We start from the raw sequence: 18,437 nt of genomic DNA, 5'->3' as shown, positions 1-18,437 counted from the left end.
TGGCGGTCGGGGCGTGAGACGGGAGTGAGGCGATCGGGGAACCGACAGGAATCCGGTGTGGAATCCGGCCTTCGCTTGCCCGGCGCGGTTACCGTGCCAGCGACCGGCCGTCGGGGCCGGACCCGAAACTGACGATCGGAGAACGTGGTGGTCTTCAAGCGGCTCATGCAGGCGATGGGTGTGGGCGGACCGTCGGTGGAGACGGTGCTGGCCAACCCGAACTGTCGCCCGGGCGGCGTCCTGGAGGGCCGGATCCAGGTGGTCGGCGGCGACCACCCGGTGGACGTGAGCTACGTCGCACTCGGCCTGGTCACGCGGGTCGAGGTGGAGAGCTCCGACACCGAGTACGACGTCAACCAGGAGTTCGGCCGGGCCCAGATGACCGGCCCGTTCCGGCTGGAGCCGGGGCAGCGCCACGACGTGCCGTTCCGCTACCAGGTGCCCTGGGAGACCCCGCTCACCGACCTGTACGGCCAGCACCTGCACGGCATGACGATGGGTCTGCGTACCGAGCTGGAGGTGGCCCGGGCGGTGGACAAGGGCGACATGGACGCCGTGTCGGTGCACCCGCTGCCCGCCCACGAGCGGCTGCTGGAGGCCCTGCTACGGCTGGGCTTCCGCTTCGCCCGCGCCGACGTCGAGCGTGGACACATCTACGGCCTGCACCAGCAGCTGCCCTTCTACCAGGAGATCGAGTTCTACCCGGCGCCGCAGTACGCGGGCGCGATGAACCAGCTGGAGGTCACCTTCGTGACCGATCCGCGCCAGGTGCACGTGGTGCTGGAGCTGGACAAGCGAGGTGGCCTGTTCACCGAGGGCCGGGACGCCTTCGGCCGGTTCACGGTGGACCACGCCACGGCGGACCGCACCGACTGGGCCGCCCAGCTCGACGGCTGGCTGCGCCAGTCGCTGTCCCGCCGCGGGCTGTTCTTCTGATCCTCCTCAGAGGTCGAGCACGAGGGTACGGGGACCGACGTTGACGCTCTCCACGAGCATGTGGGCGCGGAACCGGCCGGTCTCCACCTTCGCGCCCCGGGCGCGCAACTGCTCGACCACGGCGTCCACCAGGGGTTCGGCCACCTCGGCGGGCGCCGCGGCGGTCCAGCTCGGCCGCCGGCCCTTGCGCGCGTCGCCGTAGAGCGTGAACTGGCTGACCACCAGCAGCGGCGCCCCGACGTCGGCGGCGCTGCGCTCGTCGTCGAGGATGCGCAGCTCGTGCAGCTTGCGGGCCATCGTGGCGGCCACCTGCGGGGTGTCGGTGTGGGTGACGCCGAGCAGCACCAGCAGTCCGTCGGTGATCTCTCCGGTCACCTCGTCGTCGACCGTCACACGGGCCCGGCCGACGGTCTGCACCACCGCGCGCATCAGTCGGTCACCGGCTCGACGATGCCGCGCTCGACCAGGTGCGCCACGATCGGCCCGGCCGCCTCGGCCAGTTCGTCCGGCGCCACGTCGTGCGCGGCGGCGAGCAGGGCGAGCTGGTCGCGCAGCGGCAGCCGGCCGTCGGCGCCGCCGACCAGGGCGAGCACCAGCGGGTCGATCTCCTCGGACCAGCGCAGCCCGCGTGGCATGGCCAGGACCTGCCGGTCGACGGCCCAGCCGTCCTCGCCCATGGTGGCCTCCTGCCGCAGCTGGAGCCCGTCGGCGGCGCGGTAGCGGGCGGCCAGCAGGCCCTCGGTGTCCCGGGCGCGCAGCCAGTCCTGCCGGGCGAACCACTCGCCGATCCGGTCGCCCAGCGGTGGCTCGACCCGCTGGCGCAGGTCCTCCACCCGCACGACCGGCTGGTCGTGGCCGGAGCGGCGCAGCGAGACGATGCCGAAGCCGATCGCCTCCACCTTGTGCGCGTCGAACCAGTCCAGCCAGGCCGCCATCCGCTGCGGGTCGGCGCTCTCGCCCACGTCGGTGAGCCAGAGGTTCACGTACGCCATCGGGTCGGCCACCTCGCGCTGGATCACCCAGGCGTCCAGGCCGGTGCCGGCGAACCAGCCGGTGACCCGCTCGGCCCAGTCCTCGCCGGTGACGTGCACCCAGTTCGCCAGGTACTGCATGGTGCCGCCCTCGGTGAGCAGGTCCGGCGCGGCGGCGGCCAGCTCCGCGCCGATCGCGTCGCCGACCCGCCCGGAGTCCCGGTAGACGTGGGTGGTGGTGCCCGGGCCGACCACGAACGGGGGGTTGCTGACCACCAGGTCGAAGCGGCGCCCGGCCACCGGGGCGACCATGTCCCCGCGCAGCAGCTCCCAGTCCTGCCCGTTGAGCGCGGCGGTGGTGGCGGCGAACCGCAGCGCCCGCTCGGAGACGTCGGTGGCGGTGACCCGGCGGGCGTGCGTACCCAGGTGCAGTGCCTGGACGCCGGAGCCGGTGCCCAGGTCGAGCGCGGTGTCCACGGTCGGCCGCACGGCGGCCGAGATCAGCGTCTGGGTGGCGCCGCCGATGCCCAGCACGTGCTCGGCGTGCAGCGGGCGGCCGGGCCGCGCGGCGGCCGGCACGTCGGCGAGCACCCACCACTCGTCCCCGTACGGCTCCAGGTCCACTCCGGCGCGCAGGCCGTCGCCGTACCGCTCCACGATGCCCCCGGCCAGCGCCTCGTCCAGTGCGAGCGGGGCCAGCGCGGCGGCCACCGCCGCCTCCGGCTCGGTCTGGTCGCAGATGAACACCCGGATCAGCGTGGCCAGCCGGTCCCGGTCCTCGGTGGCGCGCAGCGCGGCCCGATGGTCGTTGCGGGCCACGGCGCCGGTGGCCTGCGGGCCCAGGCGCTCGGCGATGCCGTTGGCGGTGAATCGGGCGAGCGTCAGCGCGGTGCGCAGCGCGTCGACCCCGGCGGGGGAGAGCAGCATGTCGTGACGGTCCACGTGCCCATCCTGCCCCGGGCGCCCTCCGGCGTGACGCGCACCCGCCGATCCATAACGTCGACCGCATCTATCGGCAACTATCTCTTTCATGTACGTCGATCCGTGGTTAGCATTCCTGCCAACATCCGTCGATGGGGTGATCCGGACACAAACCGGGCCGCCCCGGTAGGGAGCCAGACGATGCCCGACGTGTCCCTTCCCCGGCGGCGCGCGCTGCGTGCGCTCGCCGTCACGGCCGCCGCCGCGGCCTTCGCCGCCGCCGCCTCCACGCCCGCTCTCGCCGCACCCACCGGGGAGATTCGGTACGCCGGTGCCGCCGACGCCGTCAGCGGCAGCTACGTGGTCGTGCTCAAGGGCGACGCGGTCGGCACCGCGAACACCCTCGCCGCCCGTACCGCCGTGCCGGACCGGGCCGCCGGCCTGGCCAAGCGCTACGGCGGCAACGTCGGCACGGTGTGGAGCTCCGCTCTCACCGGCTACAGCGCGAAGATGACGCCCGCCCAGGCGCGCCGGCTCGCCGCCGACCCGGCCGTCGCGTACGTCGAGCAGGACCGCGTCATGACCACCCAGGGCACCCAGACCGGGGCCACCTGGGGTCTGGACCGGATCGACCAGCGCAACCTGCCGCTGAACAGCACCTTCACCTACCCGAACACCGCCAGCAACGTGCGCGCCTACATCATCGACACGGGCATCCGCACCACGCACAGCGACTTCGGCGGCCGGGCCACCTGGGGCACCAACACGGTCGACAGCAACAACACCGACTGCAACGGCCACGGCACGCACGTCGCCGGCACCGTCGGCGGCACCAAGTACGGCGTGGCCAAGGGCGTGCGCCTGGTGGCCGTCAAGGTGCTCAACTGCTCCGGCAGCGGCACCACCGCCGGCGTGATCAGCGGCGTCAACTGGGTCACCTCGAACGCGGTGAAGCCGGCCGTGGCGAACATGAGTCTCGGCGGCGGCGCCAGCAGCACGCTGGACAACGCGGTGGCCAACTCGATCAACTCCGGCATCACGTACGCGCTGGCGGCGGGCAACTCCAGCGCCAACGCGTGCAACTCCTCGCCGGCCCGGGTCGGCGCGGCGATCACGGTGGGCGCCACCACCAGCACCGACGCCCGTGCCTCCTACTCCAACTACGGCTCCTGCGTGGACATCTTCGCTCCGGGCTCGTCGATCACCTCGGCGTGGCGCACCAGCGACACCTCGACCAACACGATCAGCGGCACGTCGATGGCGTCCCCGCATGTGGCCGGCGCGGCGGCGCTCGTGCTGTCCGCGAACACCTCCTACACCCCGGCCCAGGTGGCCAGCTACCTGACCAGCAACGCCACCACCGGCAAGGTGACCAGCCCGGGCTCGGGCTCGCCGAACCGGCTGCTCTTCGTCGTCAACTGACGACACGGGTGACCTGACCACTCCGTGGGCCGCGGCCCGGTGGACCTCCCAGGGGTCCGCCGGGCCGCGTCACGTCGTCGGGGAGTCGGCGCCCGTACCGGGCGGGTGGGGCGGCACTATGGTCCCCATGACGCTGTCACTGCCCATCGACCCGCAGGCGAACGAACTGCTGGCGCGCAGCCCGCTGGCCCTGCTCCTCGGGATGGTGCTGGACCAGCAGGTGCCGATGGAGAAGGCGTTCTCCTCCCCGTACGTGCTGGCACAGCGCCTCGGCCACGAGCCGGACGCCGCGGAACTGGCCGGGTACGACCCGGACGCGCTGGTGGAGATCTTCGCCCGGCCGCCCGCGCTGCACCGGTTCCCCAAGGCGATGGCGGCCCGCGTGCAGGAGGTGTGCCGGGCGCTCGTCGAGCGCTACGACGGCGATCCGGCCCGGCTCTGGTCCGACGTGACCGACGGCCGGGAACTGCTGCGCCGGGTGGGTGAGCTGCCCGGGTTCGGCCGGCAGAAGGCGCAGATCTTCGTCGCGCTGCTCGGCAAGCGGTTCGGGATCACCCCGGACGGCTGGCGCGAGGCGGCGGGTGACTACGGCGACGCGGACGCCCACCGGTCGGTGGCGGACGTGACCGATCCGGAGTCGCTGCGCCGTGTCCGCGAGTTCAAGCAGCGGATGAAGGCGGAGGCGAAGGCCGCGAAGGGCTGATCCGCCGAGCGCCGCCGCAACCGGCGCGCCGCCCCTGTCGTTTGTTGCCAGGACGGGGACGGGGGACTGGCGATGACCGAGCAGCGGGGCGGGGCGCTGCTGCGTACCGCGTCCAGTCCCGGCCGGGCCACCTTCCTGGAGCTCTTCTTCGACCTGGTCTTCGTGTTCGCGCTGACCCGGGTCTCGCAGCGCCTGATCAACGGCATCGACGGCTCGCCCGGCGCGGTGGCCGCCGGCGTGGGCAAGACCCTGCTGCTGTTCATGGTGCTGTGGCAGGTCTGGACGATCACCACCTGGGTCACCAGCCGGTACGAGCCGGAGCGCGTCGTCATCCAGGCCGTGGTGGTCGGCACCATGTTCGGCAGCCTGGTGCTGGGCGTGACGCTGCCCCGCGCGCTGGAGGAGCGGGCGCTGCCGTTCGCGCTCGCGTACGTGGTGGTGATGGTCGGCCGGCCGCTGCTGATCGCGATGGCGTTGCGCCGGCACCCCCGGCGCCTGGTCCCGCTGCGGCTGGCCGCCTGGGCGGGGGCCAGCGCCCCGCTCTGGATCGCCGGCGCGCTGATGCCCGGTCCACGCCTGGCGCTGTGGGTGGTCGCGCTGGCGGTGGACCACCTCGGCACGCTCCTGGGCTGGCCGCTGCCGAGGATCGGGGCGTCGCGCATCCGGCAGTGGCGCGTGACCGGGGAACACCTCGCCGAGCGCTACCAGCAGATCTTCCTCATCGCGCTCGGCGAGTCGATCCTGGTGATCGGCGTGACGTACAGCGGAAAGGGGTTCTCCGGCGAGGCCGCCGTCTCGTTCGCGATCTCGTTCGCGATCACCGCGTTGCTCTGGCGCATCTATTTCCACCGAGCCGGTCACCTGCTGGCGGAGGCGCTGCGGATGGCCGGCACGCCGGGGCGGCTGGCCGAGTCGGCGGCGCAGACCCACCTGTTCATGGTGCTCGGCGTGCTCAGTGCCGCGGTCGGCTACGAACTGGTCATCACCCACCCGTACGACACGGCCCAGCCGAACTGGCTGGTCTTCGTGGTGGGCGGCCCGGCGCTGTTCCTGGCTGCCCGGTCCCGGTTCGAGTACGAGATCTTCGGCCGGGTGTCCCGCCCCCGGCTGGCCGGGCTGCTGGTGCTGGTGCTGCTCCTGCCCGCGCTGGCGGCCGTGCCGGCGATGTTCGCGCTCGGCGCGGTCGCAGTCGTGCTGGCGCTCGTCGCGTTGGCCGACGCCCGCCGCGCCTGGCACCGGCCGCCGGAGTCCTCCGCCTCGCCGATCGGCCGCGAGATGGCCGGTGAGTTCGGCCCCGAGGCGTGAGCCGTCAGGCGGCGGTCGGGCGGGACAGTGACGCCAGCGCGCGGCGTACGTCGGCCAGCGACACGGTGGCCGAGTCGTCCAGGTCGGCCAGGCCGGCCTCGATCCATTGCCGCATCAGCGTGGTCACCCCGATGCCGCGCGCGTCGGCGGCGGCACGGACCCGCTCGTACGTCTCCAGCGGGAGCCGGACCGACCGGCTGACCATCGGCACGTCGGTGTCGGGGGTGGGCAGCTGCGCCGGTGACGTGTCGTCGATCAGGTCGGCGAACGCGTCGCCTCCGGCGTGGAACCGCTTGGTCGCCTCGTCACGGTGCATCGTGACCGCCTCCTCGTCGGCGTGAGGTCCGCACCGCCTCGTCGTAGCGCTTGGCCTCGACGTCGCTCAGTTCGCGGGCGGAGAGGATGTCCCAGTCGTTGTCGGTGCCCTCGGCCTCGGCCAGCAGCACGGCGAGTCGCCGGCCGCGGTGCTCGGTGGCGTAGACCACCATCACGTCGTCGCCGAGATGCCGGATGACCCGGTGCCTGCTGTGCAGGGCCTCCCAGACTTCCCCGGGTGTGACGTCGTAGACCCGCAGGTTCGCCAGCGCCTCGTCGGTGAAGCTGAACCGGTTGGCCACGGTCGAAGCGTACCACGCGCGTAACACGCACCCGCCTGTCACGATTTTCGCCGATCATCCGTCCGGAGTGACAGGATGGCCCTATCCCCTCGTAGGAGGTCCGTGGTGAAGCGTCAGGCGTACCAGCCGATACTGATCACCGACGCCCCGCGCAGCCAGGACGACCAGCTCAACAGCCGGCAGAAGCGGTACGTGCTGATGATGGCCATCCGGGTCGCGTGTCTGGTGGCCGGCGCGATCCTGGTCGGCGCGAAGGCCCCGCTGCTCTGGCTCTGGCTGCCGCTCTGCGCGCTCGGCATGGTGCTCGTGCCCTGGCTCGCCGTGTTGCTGGCGAACGACCGGCCGCCCAAGGAGGAGCACCGGCTGGCGAACCGGTTCCAGAACCGGCGCCGCGAGGAGCCCGCGCCCACCGCCCTCACCGCCGAGGAGAACCCCCACAAGATCATCGACGCCGAGCCCTGACCGGCCCGGGCGGAGCACCACCCGGACCGGTCGCCGCCGTCAGGGAGCCGGGCGGGCGCCCACAGTCGTCACGGCCAGCGCGCCCAGGTCACCGGCGCGGGCCAGCGCGGCCCGCGGGTCGGCACCGTCCAGCCACGCGGTGAGCAGCCCGGCCGCGAACGCGTCCCCGGCCCCGGTCACGTCCACCACGTCCACGCCGGGCGCGGGCGCGAACTCCACCACGCCGCCGCGCTCCACCCAGACCGCGCCCGCGGCGCCCTGCTTGACCACCACCCGGTGCGCCACCGCTGTCAGCGCCCGCGCCTGCGCCGCCGGGTCCAGCCCGCCGGCCAGCACCGTCGCCTCGTCCGTGTTGACCAGCAGCAGGTCGACGTCGCGTACCCAGGTCAGGAACGCACCGCCGACGCGCCGCAGCGGCGCCGCGGACGCCGCGTCGACGCTGACGGTCAGCCCGCGCTCGCGGGCCGTGGCCAGCGCGCGCAGGCCGGCGCCGCGCGACCCGACGTCCAACAGGGTGTACGCGGACAGGTGCAGATGCCCGGCGTCGGGCGCGGCGGCCAGCGCCGCCTCCACGTGCCCGGCGGTCAGCCGCAGGTTCGCGCCCCGCTGGCTGACCATCGTGCGCTCCCCGTCGTGGACGAGCACGATGACGGTGCCGGTCGGGTAGCCCTCGTGCCGCTCCACCGCGCAGTCCACGCCGATCCGGGTCAGCTCGGCCACCCGCTCCCGGCCGGTCTCGTCGTCGCCGACGGCGGCGACCAGCGTCACCGCGGCGCCCTGCCCGGCGAGCCAGGCCGCGGTGTTCGCCGCCTGGCCGCCGCCGCTGAACCGGATCCCGGCCGCCGTGTCCGAGCCGGTGGCGAGCGGCCCGGACAGCACCGCGAGCACGTCGGTGATCACGTCGCCGACGACGACTATCCGCGGCGTGGCGCTCATGCGGTGGCGGTGGAGCGGGTCGCTGCGGCGACCGCGATCCGGGCCGCGAGGTCGGCGTTGCGCAGGATGATCCGGACGTTCACCGCCAGGCTGGCGCCCTCGGTGGCGGAGTGGAAGTGCGACAGCAGGAACGGGGTGACCGCCTTGCCGGTGATCCCCTCCCGGGCCAGCGCGGCCAGCCCTTCGGCGAGTGTGCGGTCGTGCAGCGCCGGGTCGAGCTGCTCGTCGGCGGGCAGCGGGTTGGCCACCACCAGGCCGCCGTGGTGCACGCCGTGCGCCGCGCGGGCGGCCAGCACGTCCGCCACCTGCTCCGGCGACTCGACCGACCAGTCGAGGTCGAAGCCCGCGTCGGTGAGGTAGAAGCCGGGGAAGCGGCGGGTGCGGTAGCCGACCACGCCCACCCCGAGCGTCTCCAGCCGCTCCAGCGTGGCGCCCACGTCGAGGATCGACTTCACCCCGGCGCAGACCACGGCGATCGGCGTCCGGGCCAGCGTGACCAGGTCGGCCGACTCGTCGAACGTCTGCGCCGCCTCCCGGTGCACGCCGCCGAGCCCACCGGTGGCGAACACGCCGATCCCGGCCGCCGCCGCGACCGCGCTCGTGGCCGCCACGGTGGTGGCGCCGTCCGCTCCGGTGGCCGCCGCCGGGGCCAGGTCGCGGACCGAGAGCTTGCTCACGCCGTCGACGGTGGCGAGCCGGGTGAGCTGGGCGTCGTCCAGCCCGACCCGCAGCTCGCCGGCGACCATGCCGATGGTGGCCGGCACCGCCCCCGCGTCCCGTACCGCCTGCTCGATCTCGCGCGCCACCCGCAGGTTGTCCGGGCGGGGCAGCCCGTGCGAGACGATCGTGCTCTCCAACGCGACGACCGGGCGGCCGTCCCGCAGGGCGTCGGCCACCTCACTACCGAGACTGATGTGAAAGTTGGTCACGTCGGCTACCGTACGGCCCGCTTCCGGCCGGGGCCCAGGTGGACCGGGGCGGACCGACCTGGAAAACTGGAACGCCGGAGGTGGAGTCGTGAGCACAGAGATTCTCGAGCGTCCCGAGCTGAAGGACGCGGACACTGGTCCGGAGATGTTCCACTACGTCCGCAAGGAGAAGATCGCCGAGAGTGCCGTCATGGGCACCTACGTGGTCGCGCTCTGCGGCGAGACGTTCCCGGTCACCAAGGCGGCCAAGCCGGGCTCGCCGGTGTGCCCGAAGTGCAAGGAGATCTACGACTCGTACGCCGAGTGATCCCGGGCGGCTCCGCCGCCCCTGGACGTAACCTGCGGCGGTGACCACCTCCACCGCACTTCTCCTCGCTGACCTCACCGGCGTGGCGGTCTTCGCCGCCTCCGGCGCCTCCGCGGCGGTGGCGAAACGGCTCGACCTGTTCGGGGTGGTATTCGTCGGCGTGGTCGCCGCGCTCGGCGGCGGAATCTTCCGCGACCTCGCCATCGACGAGGTCCCCCCGCTGGCGTTCGCCGACTGGCGGTACGCCGCCACCGCGGCCGTCGTCGCCACCGCCGTGTTCTGGCTGCACCCCCAGCTCGCCCGGCTGCGCACCACAGTGCTGGTGCTGGACGCGGCCGGCCTCGGCCTGTTCACCGTCACCGGCACGCTCAAGGCCCTCGACGCCGCCGTGCCGGCCGTCGGCGCCTGCATGATCGGCATGCTCACCGCGATCGGCGGCGGGCTCGGCCGCGACCTGCTCACCGGCGAGATCCCGGTGGTGCTGCGCCGCGAGATCTACGCCCTGGCCGCGCTCGCCGGCTCGATCGCGGTGGCGCTGCTGTCGGCGTGCGGACAGGCCACCGCCGTGCCGCTGACCGGAGCCGCGCTGTTCGTGATCGGGCTGCGTCTGATCGCGCTGCGCCGCCGCTGGTCCGCCCCGGTGGCGACGATGCGGCCGCCGCGCACCGGCACCCGCGGACCACTGCCCTGACCCGCTTCCCGCCGGGGTGGGCGGATGTGACAGGCGTGGCGTCGAGTGGGGCGTACGGCCCGCGCTGGTTATGCTGAACCGGCCTTCGCGGCACCGGATGCGCGAGGGCGTTTTCATGGGCGGCGGCTCCCGTGGCCCCGGTCGGGCCCGCCGCCGTCCGCGGCGGAGAGGAGCTACGCGTGCCACCGCGGATGCCGACGCTCGACACGTTCCCGCCCCTGCGCGCGTGGCAACGCAAGGCGCTCGTGGAATACCTGCGCCGCCGCACCGAGGACTTCACCGCGGTCGCCACGCCCGGCGCCGGTAAGACCACGTTCGCGCTGCGCATCGCCGCCGAGCTGCTCGCCGACGGCACCGTCGAGGCGGTCACCGTGGTCGCGCCGACCGAGCACCTGAAGACCCAGTGGGCACAGGCCGCCGCCCGGGTCGGCATCCAGCTCGACGCCGCGTTCCGCAACGCCGACCTGCACTCCGCCGCCGACTTCCACGGCGCGGTGGTCACCTACGCCCAGGTCGGCATGGCACCGCAGGTGCACCGGCGGCGCACCATGACCCGCCGCACGCTGGTCATCCTCGACGAGATCCACCACGCCGGCGACTCGCGTACCTGGGGCGACGGCGTGAAGGCGGCGTTCGAGCCCGCGGTACGCCGGCTGATGCTCACCGGTACGCCGTTCCGCTCCGACGACAACCCGATCCCGTTCGTCAGCTACGAGCGCGGCGGCGACGGGCTGCTGCGCTCCCGCGCCGACTCGGTCTACGGCTACTCCGACGCGCTGCGCGAGGGCGTGGTCCGGCCGGTGCTGTTCCTGGCGTACTCGGGGGAGACCCGGTGGCGCACCAACGCCGGCGAGGAGCTGGCCGCCCGCCTCGGCGAGCCGATGACGCAGGACCTGATCGCCCAGGCGTGGCGTACCGCGCTGGACCCGGCCGGCGACTGGATGCCGCAGGTGCTGCGCGCCGCGGACGCCCGGCTCAGCGTGCTGCGCGCCAACGGCATGCCCGACGCGGGCGGCCTGGTCATCGCCAGCGACCAGCAGGTGGCCCGCTCGTACGCGAGGCTGCTGGAGCAGGTGACCGGTGAGAAGGCCGCCGTGGTGCTCTCCGACGACCAGGGCGCGTCCGCGCGGATCGCGACGTTCGCCGCCTCGCAGCAACGGTGGCTGGTCGCGGTGCGGATGGTGTCCGAGGGCGTCGACATCCCCCGGCTGGCAGTCGGCGTGTACGCGACGAGCGCCAGCACCCCGCTGTACTTCGCGCAGGCGATCGGCCGGTTCGTCCGGGCCCGCCGCTCCGGCGAGACCGCGTCGGTCTTCCTGCCGAGCGTGCCGCACCTGCTCGGGCTCGCCAGCGAGATGGAGGCCGAGCGGGACCACGTGCTCGGCAAGCCGAAGGACCGCGAGGGCTTCGACGACGACCTGTTGGAGCGTGCCCAGCGCGACGACGGCGCCAGCGGGGAGCTGGAGAAGCGCTTCGCCGCGCTCTCCGCCACCGCCGAGCTGGACCAGGTGATCTTCGACGGGGCCTCGTTCGGCACCGCCGCCCAGGCCGGCACGCCGGAGGAGGAGGAATACCTGGGCCTGCCCGGGCTGCTCACCGCCGACCAGGTGTCGCTGCTGCTGACCAAGCGGCAGGCCGAGCAACTCGCCGCGCAGAAGCGCCGGGCCGCCCAGCGGACCGCTGAGCCGGCCGCTGCGGCCCCGGCGGCGGCACCCCCACCGATGAGTGCCGCCCAGCGCCGGGTGGCGCTACGGCGGCAACTGAACGCCCTGGTGGCCGCCCGGCACCACCACACCGGCCAGCCGCACGGGAAGATCCACGCCGAGCTGCGCCGGATCTGCGGCGGCCCGCCCAGCGCGCAGGCCACCATCGAGCAGCTCGAGGAGCGCATCGCCACCGTGCAGACCCTGTAAGGAAGGGCCCCCTGTCAACGCCTCCGGTAGAGCAGGGGCCCCTTCTTGACACCGGCACCGCACCACCGGCGCACCCGCACGAAAAACCGGCCGGAGGCTCCCCTTGCGGGTGCCTCCGGCCGGTCATGTCGGGTTGTGGACTTCTTGTCGGACCTCAGTTCGCCATCAGATCGGCGCCTCGCCAGCTGAACTCCGGGTCCGACGCGTAGCGCACGGTGATCTTGACGAGATCCTCCGCGTACTTGTTCGCGTGGTGCCCACAGAACACCAGCTCGCTCCCACCCGCCAGAGTGATGCGGAGCTTGCCGGCAGCATTGCAGCGGTCGCACCGTTCATCGGCGGCCGGGGGGCTCACCGTCTCGGGCGGCGGCGTGAGGGTCGGGGTCATCGCCTTCCTCCTCTGGTCGTCACCGATGAACACTCTCTTCGGTTGCTCACCTATCGTGCAACACCCATCTCGGGCCCTGCCTTCCCTGTGTGCCCGCGGGGGACCGAGGTCACACCTGGCGTGGAGGACAGTGTGCCGTGCACCAAGGGTGCCACGTCAACGATCACAAACAGGCAACCGACCGATCACCGATCAGTGTTCTACGGCTGGTGATCAAACCGGCACGATTTGTTGACGTGCGCGGTCAGTCCAGGTAGTCGCGGAGCACCTGGGAACGCGAGGGGTGCCGCAACTTGGACATGGTCTTCGATTCGATCTGCCGGATGCGTTCCCGGGTCACGCCGTACACCTGGCCGATCTCGTCCAGGGTGCGCGGCTGGCCGTCGGTGAGGCCGAAACGCAGGCGCACCACGCCCGCCTCACGCTCGGACAGGGTCTGCAGGACCTGCTGAAGCTGGTCCTGCAGCAGCGAGAACGAGACCGCGTCGACAGCGACGACCGCCTCGGAGTCCTCGATGAAGTCACCGAGCTGGCTGTCACCCTCGTCGCCGATGGTCTGGTCGAGCGAGATGGGCTCCCGGGCGTACTGCTGGATCTCCAGCACCTTCTCCGGTGTGATGTCCATCTCCTTGGCCAGCTCCTCCGGGGTGGGCTCGCGGCCCAGGTCCTGGAGCAGCTCGCGCTGGATCCGGCCGAGCTTGTTGATCACCTCGACCATGTGCACCGGGATGCGGATGGTGCGGGCCTGGTCGGCCATGGCGCGGGTGATGGCCTGGCGGATCCACCAGGTGGCGTAGGTGGAGAACTTGTAGCCCTTGGTGTAGTCGAACTTCTCGACGGCGCGGATGAGGCCGAGGTTGCCTTCCTGGATGAGGTCGAGGAAGGCCATGCCGCGACCGGTGTAGCGCTTGGCCAGCGAGACCACCAGGCGGAGGTTGGCCTCCAGCAGGTGGTTCTTGGCGCGCTCGCCGTCCCGGGAGATCCACATCAGGTCGCGCTGGAGGTCGCGGACCAGCTTCTCCTCGCCCTCGTCGGCGGCGCGCAGCCGCTCGGCGGCGTAGAGGCCGGCCTCGATCCGCTTGGCCAGCTCGACCTCCTGCTCGGCGTTGAGCAGCGGCACCTTGCCGATCTGCTTCAGGTACGCCCGCACGGAGTCGGCGGAGGCGGTCAGCTCGGCGTCCCGGCGCGCCTGCTTGAGCGCCTCGGACTCCTCGTCGTCCCACTCGAAGTCGTTGTCGGTGGCGGAGCTGGCCGCGTCGGCCTCGGCGGCCTGGGTCAGCTCGGCTGGCTCCTCGACCACCACGTCCTCGATCTCGGCGGCCAGTTCCTCCGGGTCGATCTCACCCTCGGCGCCCTCGCCCTTGCCACCGGCCTTGGCCGGCTTGGCCGCGGCGGTCTTCGCCGCCACCGTGGCCTTGGTGGCGCGGGTCGCCTTGGTGGCCTTCGCCGGGGCCGCGGCCTTCGCCACGTCGGCGGTGGTGGCCTTGCGCGCGGTCGCCTTCCGGGGGGCCGGGGCGGGCGCCTCGTCGGCTGCGGGCGCCTGCTTCGGGGCGGGCGCGGCGGCCTTCTTGGTGGTCTTGGCGGTGGTCGCGCGGGAGGCCGGAGTGGCGGACCGGGCGGCGGCGACGCGGCGGCGGGTGCTCGCCGAGCCGTCGACCACCACCGTCACGCCCGCGTCGGAGAGCGCGCGGAGGATCTTCTTGGCCTGGGCCGGGGTCACCTCAGCGGACTCGACGGTGCGCGCGAGCTGGGCCGACGTGAGCTGGCCGCCGGCGCTCTGCGCGTGGGCGATCAGGGTGTCGGTGAGCGAGCGAACGTCGGCGCCGGTCTGGCGGGGATCTGTCACGAAGACCTTCCGGAGGCGAAAGAGCGAGCACGGCCGGGTCGTCCGGCGCAGCATGGGACGGCCGCGCCGGGCGAGTCGTTGAGGACCCCCGTGTCCCGGGCCGTCCGGTCGCTGGCGGTCCGTGGCGCGTGGGCAGGGTGAATTGTAACGCCGTCTGCCGCGATCATCCCGCGCCGCACGGCGGACCTGCGGTCCGGGACCGCAGATTCGGCGCAGATGTGGACTTTGTAAGGATGATACCCGCGCGCGAGACGGCCGGTCCCGATCGTGCGGGAAGGGGAGAAACATGATCACCTCGACGCCCACGGCGCGGGAGTTGCTCACGATCGCCGTCGACGTGGCACGGGAGGCCGCCGCCACCGCGTACCGGATGCGGGTCGAGGGCGTCTCGGTGGCCGCGACCAAGAGCACAGCGACCGACGTGGTCACCGCCGCCGACCGGGCGGTGGAGCGGCAGGTGATCGCCGCGCTGCGGCAGCGGCGGCCCGGCGACGCGGTGCTGGGCGAGGAGTACGGCTCGGGCGAGACCGGTCCCGCCGACGCCGACGGCGTGCGCTGGATCCTCGACCCGATCGACGGAACCGTGAACTACCTGTACGGGCTGCCCTACTACGCCGTGTCGCTGGCCGCCGAGGTGGCCGGTGAGGTGGTCGCCGGGGTGGTCCGCAACGTCGTCACCGGTGAGGAGTGGACCGCGACGCTCGGCGGCGGCGCCTGGCGGGACGGGCAGCGGCTGCACGGCTCGACCGCCACCGATCTCGGGCAGGCGCTCGTCGCCACCGGGTTCGGCTACGACGCCCGCCGCCGGGCACACCAGGCGCGGGTGGTGACCGAGCTGATCCCGCACATCCGGGACATCCGCCGGATGGGCGCCGCCGCGCTCGACCTCTGCCTGGCCGCCGAGGGGCGGGTGGACGCGTACTACGAGAAGGGGCTGGCCGACTGGGACCTGGCCGCCGGCGGACTGGTCGCCCGGGAGGCGGGGCTGCTGGTGACCGGCCTGTCCGGCCGCCCGCCCGGCCCGGACCTGGTGCTCGCCGCGCCGCCGGCGCTGCACGGGCCGCTGCACGCCCGGCTGGTCGACCTGGACGCCTCCGGCGGGCCGTGACCCGGCGCCGGACACGCGACGGGGCGGCCTCCCGCCGAGGGAGACCGCCCCGCGTCGTCGGGCCGCCCGGCGCCTACTTCTCGATCGGCATCGGGCAGGTCTCGGTCGGCGCCTGCGGCGCGCCCAGGTCGCCGAGCGACTGGTTGACCTCGGTGGTGGTGGCGAGCTGCTGGAACTGGTTGCCCAGGACCACGTCGACCACGTCGTCCTTGCGGTTCGGGTCGAAAGCCTGGTTGGCCTCGTTGAGGAAGTAGGCGCGCAGCAGGTGGGCCGAGCCCACGGCCTTGGGCCCGAACCGCAGCTGGGCCACGCCGTCGAACGCCTTCTTCTCGTTGCCGACCTTCTTGACCTGGAACTTGCGGTTGCGGAAGTCATCCGCGACGCTGCCGGCCCGGCCGGCCTCGTCGGTGGCGTTGTAGACGTTGATCTTGACGTCCTTCTGCTCCCGCAGTCGCAGGTCGACAAGCGGCCAGCCGTCCGGGCAGGAGGCCGCCGTGCCCGCTGTGCCCTGGGTGTCCTTCACCACGGCGATGACCACGAAGACCAGGGCGACGACCGCCAGCAGTCCGACGACAACGAGTGCCCGCACTCGCGCAAAACTCATCCTGGGCGCTCCCCGGACAGTGATTGGGTGGTGGCGGGCGACGCGGCCGGAACGCGACCGGTCGGCCGTCCAGTACGCCGCTGAGGTTAACGCTTGTCCGGCTCAGGCGTGGAAACAGTCCGACATACCGGCGCGCCACGCGGTGAACCGGTAGGACTACCCCTATCTTCGTGTCGCCTGAGTCACATTGGGAACAACTTCGGGCGCAGAGGCGTACATCTCTCCCGCGAGGGCGGTATACATGCCTCGCCCACAGGGGGGGTAAGGTTCCGCGCTCACCGGGGGCATTTCGCACCGGCGGGCCCGGCCCACCGCTCGTCGGGTCGGGTGCCCGACAGAGATGGTGGCCGGTCAGGGGAACCGAAACGGCGTCGTCCGGCGTTACAACCGGCAGCGACAATATCGATATTGGAGAGTGAAACCGATGGCCACCGACTACGACGCCCCGCGTCGCGACGAGGTCGACCTCGGCGAGGACAGCCTCGAAGAGCTCAAGGCCCGGCGGGTCGACTCACAGTCGGGCGCCGTGGACGTCGACGAGGCCGAGGTGGCCGAGAGCTTCGAGCTGCCCGGCGCCGATCTGGCCGACGAGGAGCTCACGGTCAAGGTCCTCCCGATGCAGCAGGACGAGTTCCGGTGCGCCCGCTGCTTCCTGGTCCACCACCGCAGCCAGCTGGCGGTCGAGCGCAACGGCGACCTGATCTGCCGCGAGTGCGTCTGATCCCGACCGGGGACACCAGCGGCGGCCTCCTCGACGGGGCCGCCGCTGTTCGAGCCGCCGCCGTGCGCGGTCGGCCGGAAGCTGCTTGACTCGTACGGGCGGCTGCCACGCCGCGCGGAGCGGGAGGGCGGACGGGTGAGCGAGCGCAGCGAGGGGACCGGCGCCGACCGGATCCCGGCTCCGGCGGCGAGGCCGGCACCGACCGGCCCGGACGGCAAGGCGGCGGGACCGGACACGGGAGCGGCCGGCGCGGGCACGACGCCCGGCCCGACCGGCCCCGGCCCGACCGGCCCGGACACGTCCGCCGCGAACACCTCCGGTCCGCACGCCTCCGGCCCGGACGCCGATGAGCTCGGCGCCACCGTCGCCGCCCTGACCGCCGACGACATCGCGCCCGCCCGCCGGCGGCAACTGCTGACCCGGCTGGTCGGGCAGGCCCGCGCCCGGGGCATCACCGACCTGTTCAAGCCCCGCGCGGCGGTGCGCTGGATGACCGACACGGTCGCCGAGGTCGCCCCGCATGTGCCGATCCGCGACCTCGCCACGCTCCGGCGGCACTTCCCCGGACTGGACGACGAGGCGCTCGCCGACCGGCTGGTCCGGAACGCGTCCCGCGCCACCGCCGGGGTCGGCGCCGCGGGCGGCGGGGTCGCCGCTGTCGAGTGGGCGGTCACGCCCACCCTGCTCTCCGCCCCCGTCCTGCTGGCCGCCGAGACGGTCGCGGTGGTGGCGATCGAGCTGAAGCTGATCGGCGAGCTGCACGAGGTCCACCGGGTGCCGCTGCCCGCCGGCGGCACCGGCCGCGCCGTGGCGCTGATGCAGTCCTGGGCGACCCAGCGGGGGATCAACCCGATGATGCCCGGTGTCGGGGTGAGCGCGGTGCTCGGCACCGCCGCCCGCCGGGAACTGCGGGACAGCCTGATGCGCCGCTTCGGGCGCAACCTGACCACGCTCGGGCCGTTCCTGACCGGCGCCGCCGTGGCCGGCTATCTCAACCGCCGGGCCACCCGCGCGCTCGGCGAGCAGCTGTGCAAGGACCTGCGGCGTACCGCGCGTGCCCTGCCCGACAAGCCGTCCTGACCGGCAGCGCCGGCCGGGCCCGGGGCAGCGCCGGGCAGAGGCAGAGCCGGGACGCGCCGGGCGGTCAGGCCGCGTCGCGGGCGGCCAGCAGGGCGGACGCCAGCTGGACCGGGTGCCGGGTGCTGACCACCCAGAACGGGGTCGGGTCGTCCGGGTCGTCCAGGACCACCTGCACCGCGCCGCCGATCCACGGCCGCTGCACCACGAAGGCGTACGGGTCGGAGCCGACGCCGAGCACCTCGCGCCGTCCGGCCGCGTCCAGCGGCACCACGTCCGCGACGTACCGCACCGGGAGGCGGGCGTCGTCCACCCGCAGCTCGCCGTCACGCACCTCGACCCGGATCCGGCCCAGCCACCACAGGGCGGCCACCGCGGCGGGGATCAGCAGGACGAACGGCAGCCAGGCGCGTACCCCGGTCGCGCCCATCCAGAGCTCGACCGCGAGCAGGACGGCCGCGGCCAGCCCGGCCGGCCAGGCCCACCAGGGCAGGCCGAGGCGCTCCGCGTACGGCGCGGCGGTGGCCGGCGGGGCGGCCGGAGATGACGACTGACGCACACAGACGAGGGTACGGCGCGC

At 73.3% G+C, this 18,437-nt stretch carries 21 protein-coding genes; 11 read left to right on the top strand and 10 right to left on the bottom strand.

Annotated features, from left to right (window positions below; all coding sequences use genetic code 11):
* The first annotated feature begins 147 nt into the window (after window positions 1-147).
* Complete coding sequence (locus tag O7607_RS04715; RefSeq protein ID WP_269706895.1) at window positions 148-936, top strand: sporulation protein; 789 nt, start codon at window positions 148-150, stop codon at window positions 934-936.
* A gap of 6 nt (window positions 937-942) precedes the next feature.
* Here O7607_RS04715 and dtd read toward each other — a convergent pair whose 3' ends face one another.
* Together dtd and O7607_RS04705 are read right to left on the bottom strand one after the other, a co-directional pair.
* Window positions 943-1,365, bottom strand: coding sequence for a D-aminoacyl-tRNA deacylase (gene dtd / locus O7607_RS04710; RefSeq protein ID WP_069089362.1), 423 nt, complete (start codon window positions 1,363-1,365; stop codon window positions 943-945).
* Window positions 1,365-2,849 carry a DUF7782 domain-containing protein gene (locus tag O7607_RS04705; protein WP_269701224.1) on the bottom strand — a complete coding sequence of 495 codons (1,485 nt, stop codon included), beginning with the start codon at window positions 2,847-2,849 and terminating at the stop codon, window positions 1,365-1,367. The genes dtd and O7607_RS04705 overlap by 1 nt, the downstream gene beginning before the upstream one ends.
* A gap of 180 nt (window positions 2,850-3,029) precedes the next feature.
* Here O7607_RS04705 and O7607_RS04700 point away from each other — a divergent pair, with 180 nt between their 5' ends.
* The 3 genes from O7607_RS04700 to O7607_RS04690 all read left to right on the top strand — a co-directional run bounded on the left by O7607_RS04700 (window position 3,030) and on the right by O7607_RS04690 (window position 6,258).
* Window positions 3,030-4,250 (top strand): S8 family peptidase, encoded by a 1,221-nt coding sequence (locus O7607_RS04700; RefSeq protein WP_269701223.1) that lies wholly within the window; start codon window positions 3,030-3,032, stop codon window positions 4,248-4,250.
* Window positions 4,251-4,368: 118 nt separating this feature from the next.
* On the top strand, window positions 4,369-4,953 hold the full coding sequence (locus O7607_RS04695; RefSeq protein ID WP_013284776.1) for an HhH-GPD-type base excision DNA repair protein: 585 nt from the start codon (window positions 4,369-4,371) through the stop codon (window positions 4,951-4,953).
* Window positions 4,954-5,025: 72 nt separating this feature from the next.
* The gene (locus O7607_RS04690) at window positions 5,026-6,258 is read left to right on the top strand and encodes a low temperature requirement protein A (protein ID WP_269701222.1); all 1,233 of its coding nucleotides are present in this window, start codon (window positions 5,026-5,028) and stop codon (window positions 6,256-6,258) included.
* Window positions 6,259-6,262: 4 nt separating this feature from the next.
* On the opposite strand, the gene O7607_RS04685 is transcribed toward O7607_RS04690, so the two are convergent.
* Window positions 6,263-6,574 (bottom strand): hypothetical protein, encoded by a 312-nt coding sequence (locus tag O7607_RS04685; protein ID WP_013284778.1) that lies wholly within the window; start codon window positions 6,572-6,574, stop codon window positions 6,263-6,265.
* Window positions 6,564-6,875, bottom strand: coding sequence for a hypothetical protein (locus O7607_RS04680; protein ID WP_269701221.1), 312 nt, complete (start codon window positions 6,873-6,875; stop codon window positions 6,564-6,566). Before O7607_RS04680 ends, O7607_RS04685 begins: the two co-directional genes overlap by 11 nt.
* Window positions 6,876-6,980: 105 nt before the next feature.
* On the opposite strand from O7607_RS04680, the gene O7607_RS04675 reads away from it, so the two are divergent.
* A complete protein-coding gene (locus O7607_RS04675) occupies window positions 6,981-7,337 on the top strand; it encodes a DUF3099 domain-containing protein (RefSeq protein WP_013284780.1) in 357 nt (118 codons plus the stop codon).
* Window positions 7,338-7,376: 39 nt separating this feature from the next.
* Here the strand turns inward: O7607_RS04675 and O7607_RS04670 are convergent, their stop codons facing one another.
* Entirely contained in the window at window positions 7,377-8,273 is an 897-nt protein-coding gene (locus tag O7607_RS04670) for a carbohydrate kinase family protein (protein ID WP_269701220.1), read from the bottom strand.
* Window positions 8,270-9,202 (bottom strand): pseudouridine-5'-phosphate glycosidase, encoded by a 933-nt coding sequence (locus O7607_RS04665; RefSeq protein ID WP_269701219.1) that lies wholly within the window; start codon window positions 9,200-9,202, stop codon window positions 8,270-8,272. Before O7607_RS04665 ends, O7607_RS04670 begins: the two co-directional genes overlap by 4 nt.
* Before the next feature lie 88 nt (window positions 9,203-9,290).
* Between O7607_RS04665 and O7607_RS04660 the strand changes: the two genes are divergently transcribed.
* The 3 genes from O7607_RS04660 (at window position 9,291) to O7607_RS04650 (ending at window position 12,113) form a co-directional block, all read left to right on the top strand.
* Complete coding sequence (locus O7607_RS04660) at window positions 9,291-9,509, top strand: DUF3039 domain-containing protein (protein ID WP_018786007.1); 219 nt, start codon at window positions 9,291-9,293, stop codon at window positions 9,507-9,509.
* A 40-nt stretch (window positions 9,510-9,549) separates the two neighbouring features.
* The gene (locus O7607_RS04655; protein ID WP_269701217.1) at window positions 9,550-10,200 is read left to right on the top strand and encodes a trimeric intracellular cation channel family protein; all 651 of its coding nucleotides are present in this window, start codon (window positions 9,550-9,552) and stop codon (window positions 10,198-10,200) included.
* A gap of 179 nt (window positions 10,201-10,379) precedes the next feature.
* Window positions 10,380-12,113: a DEAD/DEAH box helicase gene (locus tag O7607_RS04650; protein WP_269701216.1), complete on the top strand. Its 1,734-nt coding sequence runs from the start codon at window positions 10,380-10,382 to the stop codon at window positions 12,111-12,113.
* Between the two features lie 154 nt (window positions 12,114-12,267).
* Here O7607_RS04650 and O7607_RS04645 read toward each other — a convergent pair whose 3' ends face one another.
* Together O7607_RS04645 and O7607_RS04640 are read right to left on the bottom strand one after the other, a co-directional pair.
* The gene (locus tag O7607_RS04645; RefSeq protein ID WP_013284786.1) at window positions 12,268-12,501 is read right to left on the bottom strand and encodes a DUF7455 domain-containing protein; all 234 of its coding nucleotides are present in this window, start codon (window positions 12,499-12,501) and stop codon (window positions 12,268-12,270) included.
* Between the two features lie 244 nt (window positions 12,502-12,745).
* Window positions 12,746-14,347, bottom strand: coding sequence for an RNA polymerase sigma factor (locus tag O7607_RS04640; protein ID WP_269701215.1), 1,602 nt, complete (start codon window positions 14,345-14,347; stop codon window positions 12,746-12,748).
* A gap of 286 nt (window positions 14,348-14,633) precedes the next feature.
* Here O7607_RS04640 and O7607_RS04635 point away from each other — a divergent pair, with 286 nt between their 5' ends.
* On the top strand, window positions 14,634-15,455 hold the full coding sequence (locus O7607_RS04635; RefSeq protein ID WP_269701214.1) for an inositol monophosphatase family protein: 822 nt from the start codon (window positions 14,634-14,636) through the stop codon (window positions 15,453-15,455).
* 73 nt (window positions 15,456-15,528) lie between these two features.
* Here the strand turns inward: O7607_RS04635 and O7607_RS04630 are convergent, their stop codons facing one another.
* Window positions 15,529-16,044, bottom strand: a complete 516-nt coding sequence (locus O7607_RS04630; protein ID WP_269706894.1) for a LytR C-terminal domain-containing protein — start codon at window positions 16,042-16,044, stop codon at window positions 15,529-15,531.
* Window positions 16,045-16,483: 439 nt separating this feature from the next.
* Between O7607_RS04630 and O7607_RS04625 the strand changes: the two genes are divergently transcribed.
* Window positions 16,484-16,780 carry a DUF4193 domain-containing protein gene (locus O7607_RS04625; protein ID WP_013284790.1) on the top strand — a complete coding sequence of 99 codons (297 nt, stop codon included), beginning with the start codon at window positions 16,484-16,486 and terminating at the stop codon, window positions 16,778-16,780.
* A 135-nt stretch (window positions 16,781-16,915) separates the two neighbouring features.
* Entirely contained in the window at window positions 16,916-17,860 is a 945-nt protein-coding gene (locus O7607_RS04620; protein WP_442929460.1) for a hypothetical protein, read from the top strand.
* Between the two features lie 64 nt (window positions 17,861-17,924).
* On the opposite strand, the gene O7607_RS04615 is transcribed toward O7607_RS04620, so the two are convergent.
* Window positions 17,925-18,416, bottom strand: a complete 492-nt coding sequence (locus tag O7607_RS04615) for a DUF3093 domain-containing protein (protein WP_269701213.1) — start codon at window positions 18,414-18,416, stop codon at window positions 17,925-17,927.
* Between the last annotated feature and the right edge of the window lie 21 nt (window positions 18,417-18,437).

Origin of the sequence: Micromonospora sp. WMMA1949 (assembly GCF_027460145.1) — a bacterium.
Lineage (GTDB): Bacteria > Actinomycetota > Actinomycetes > Mycobacteriales > Micromonosporaceae > Micromonospora.
This window is presented reverse-complemented; position numbering and strand designations above follow the sequence as displayed.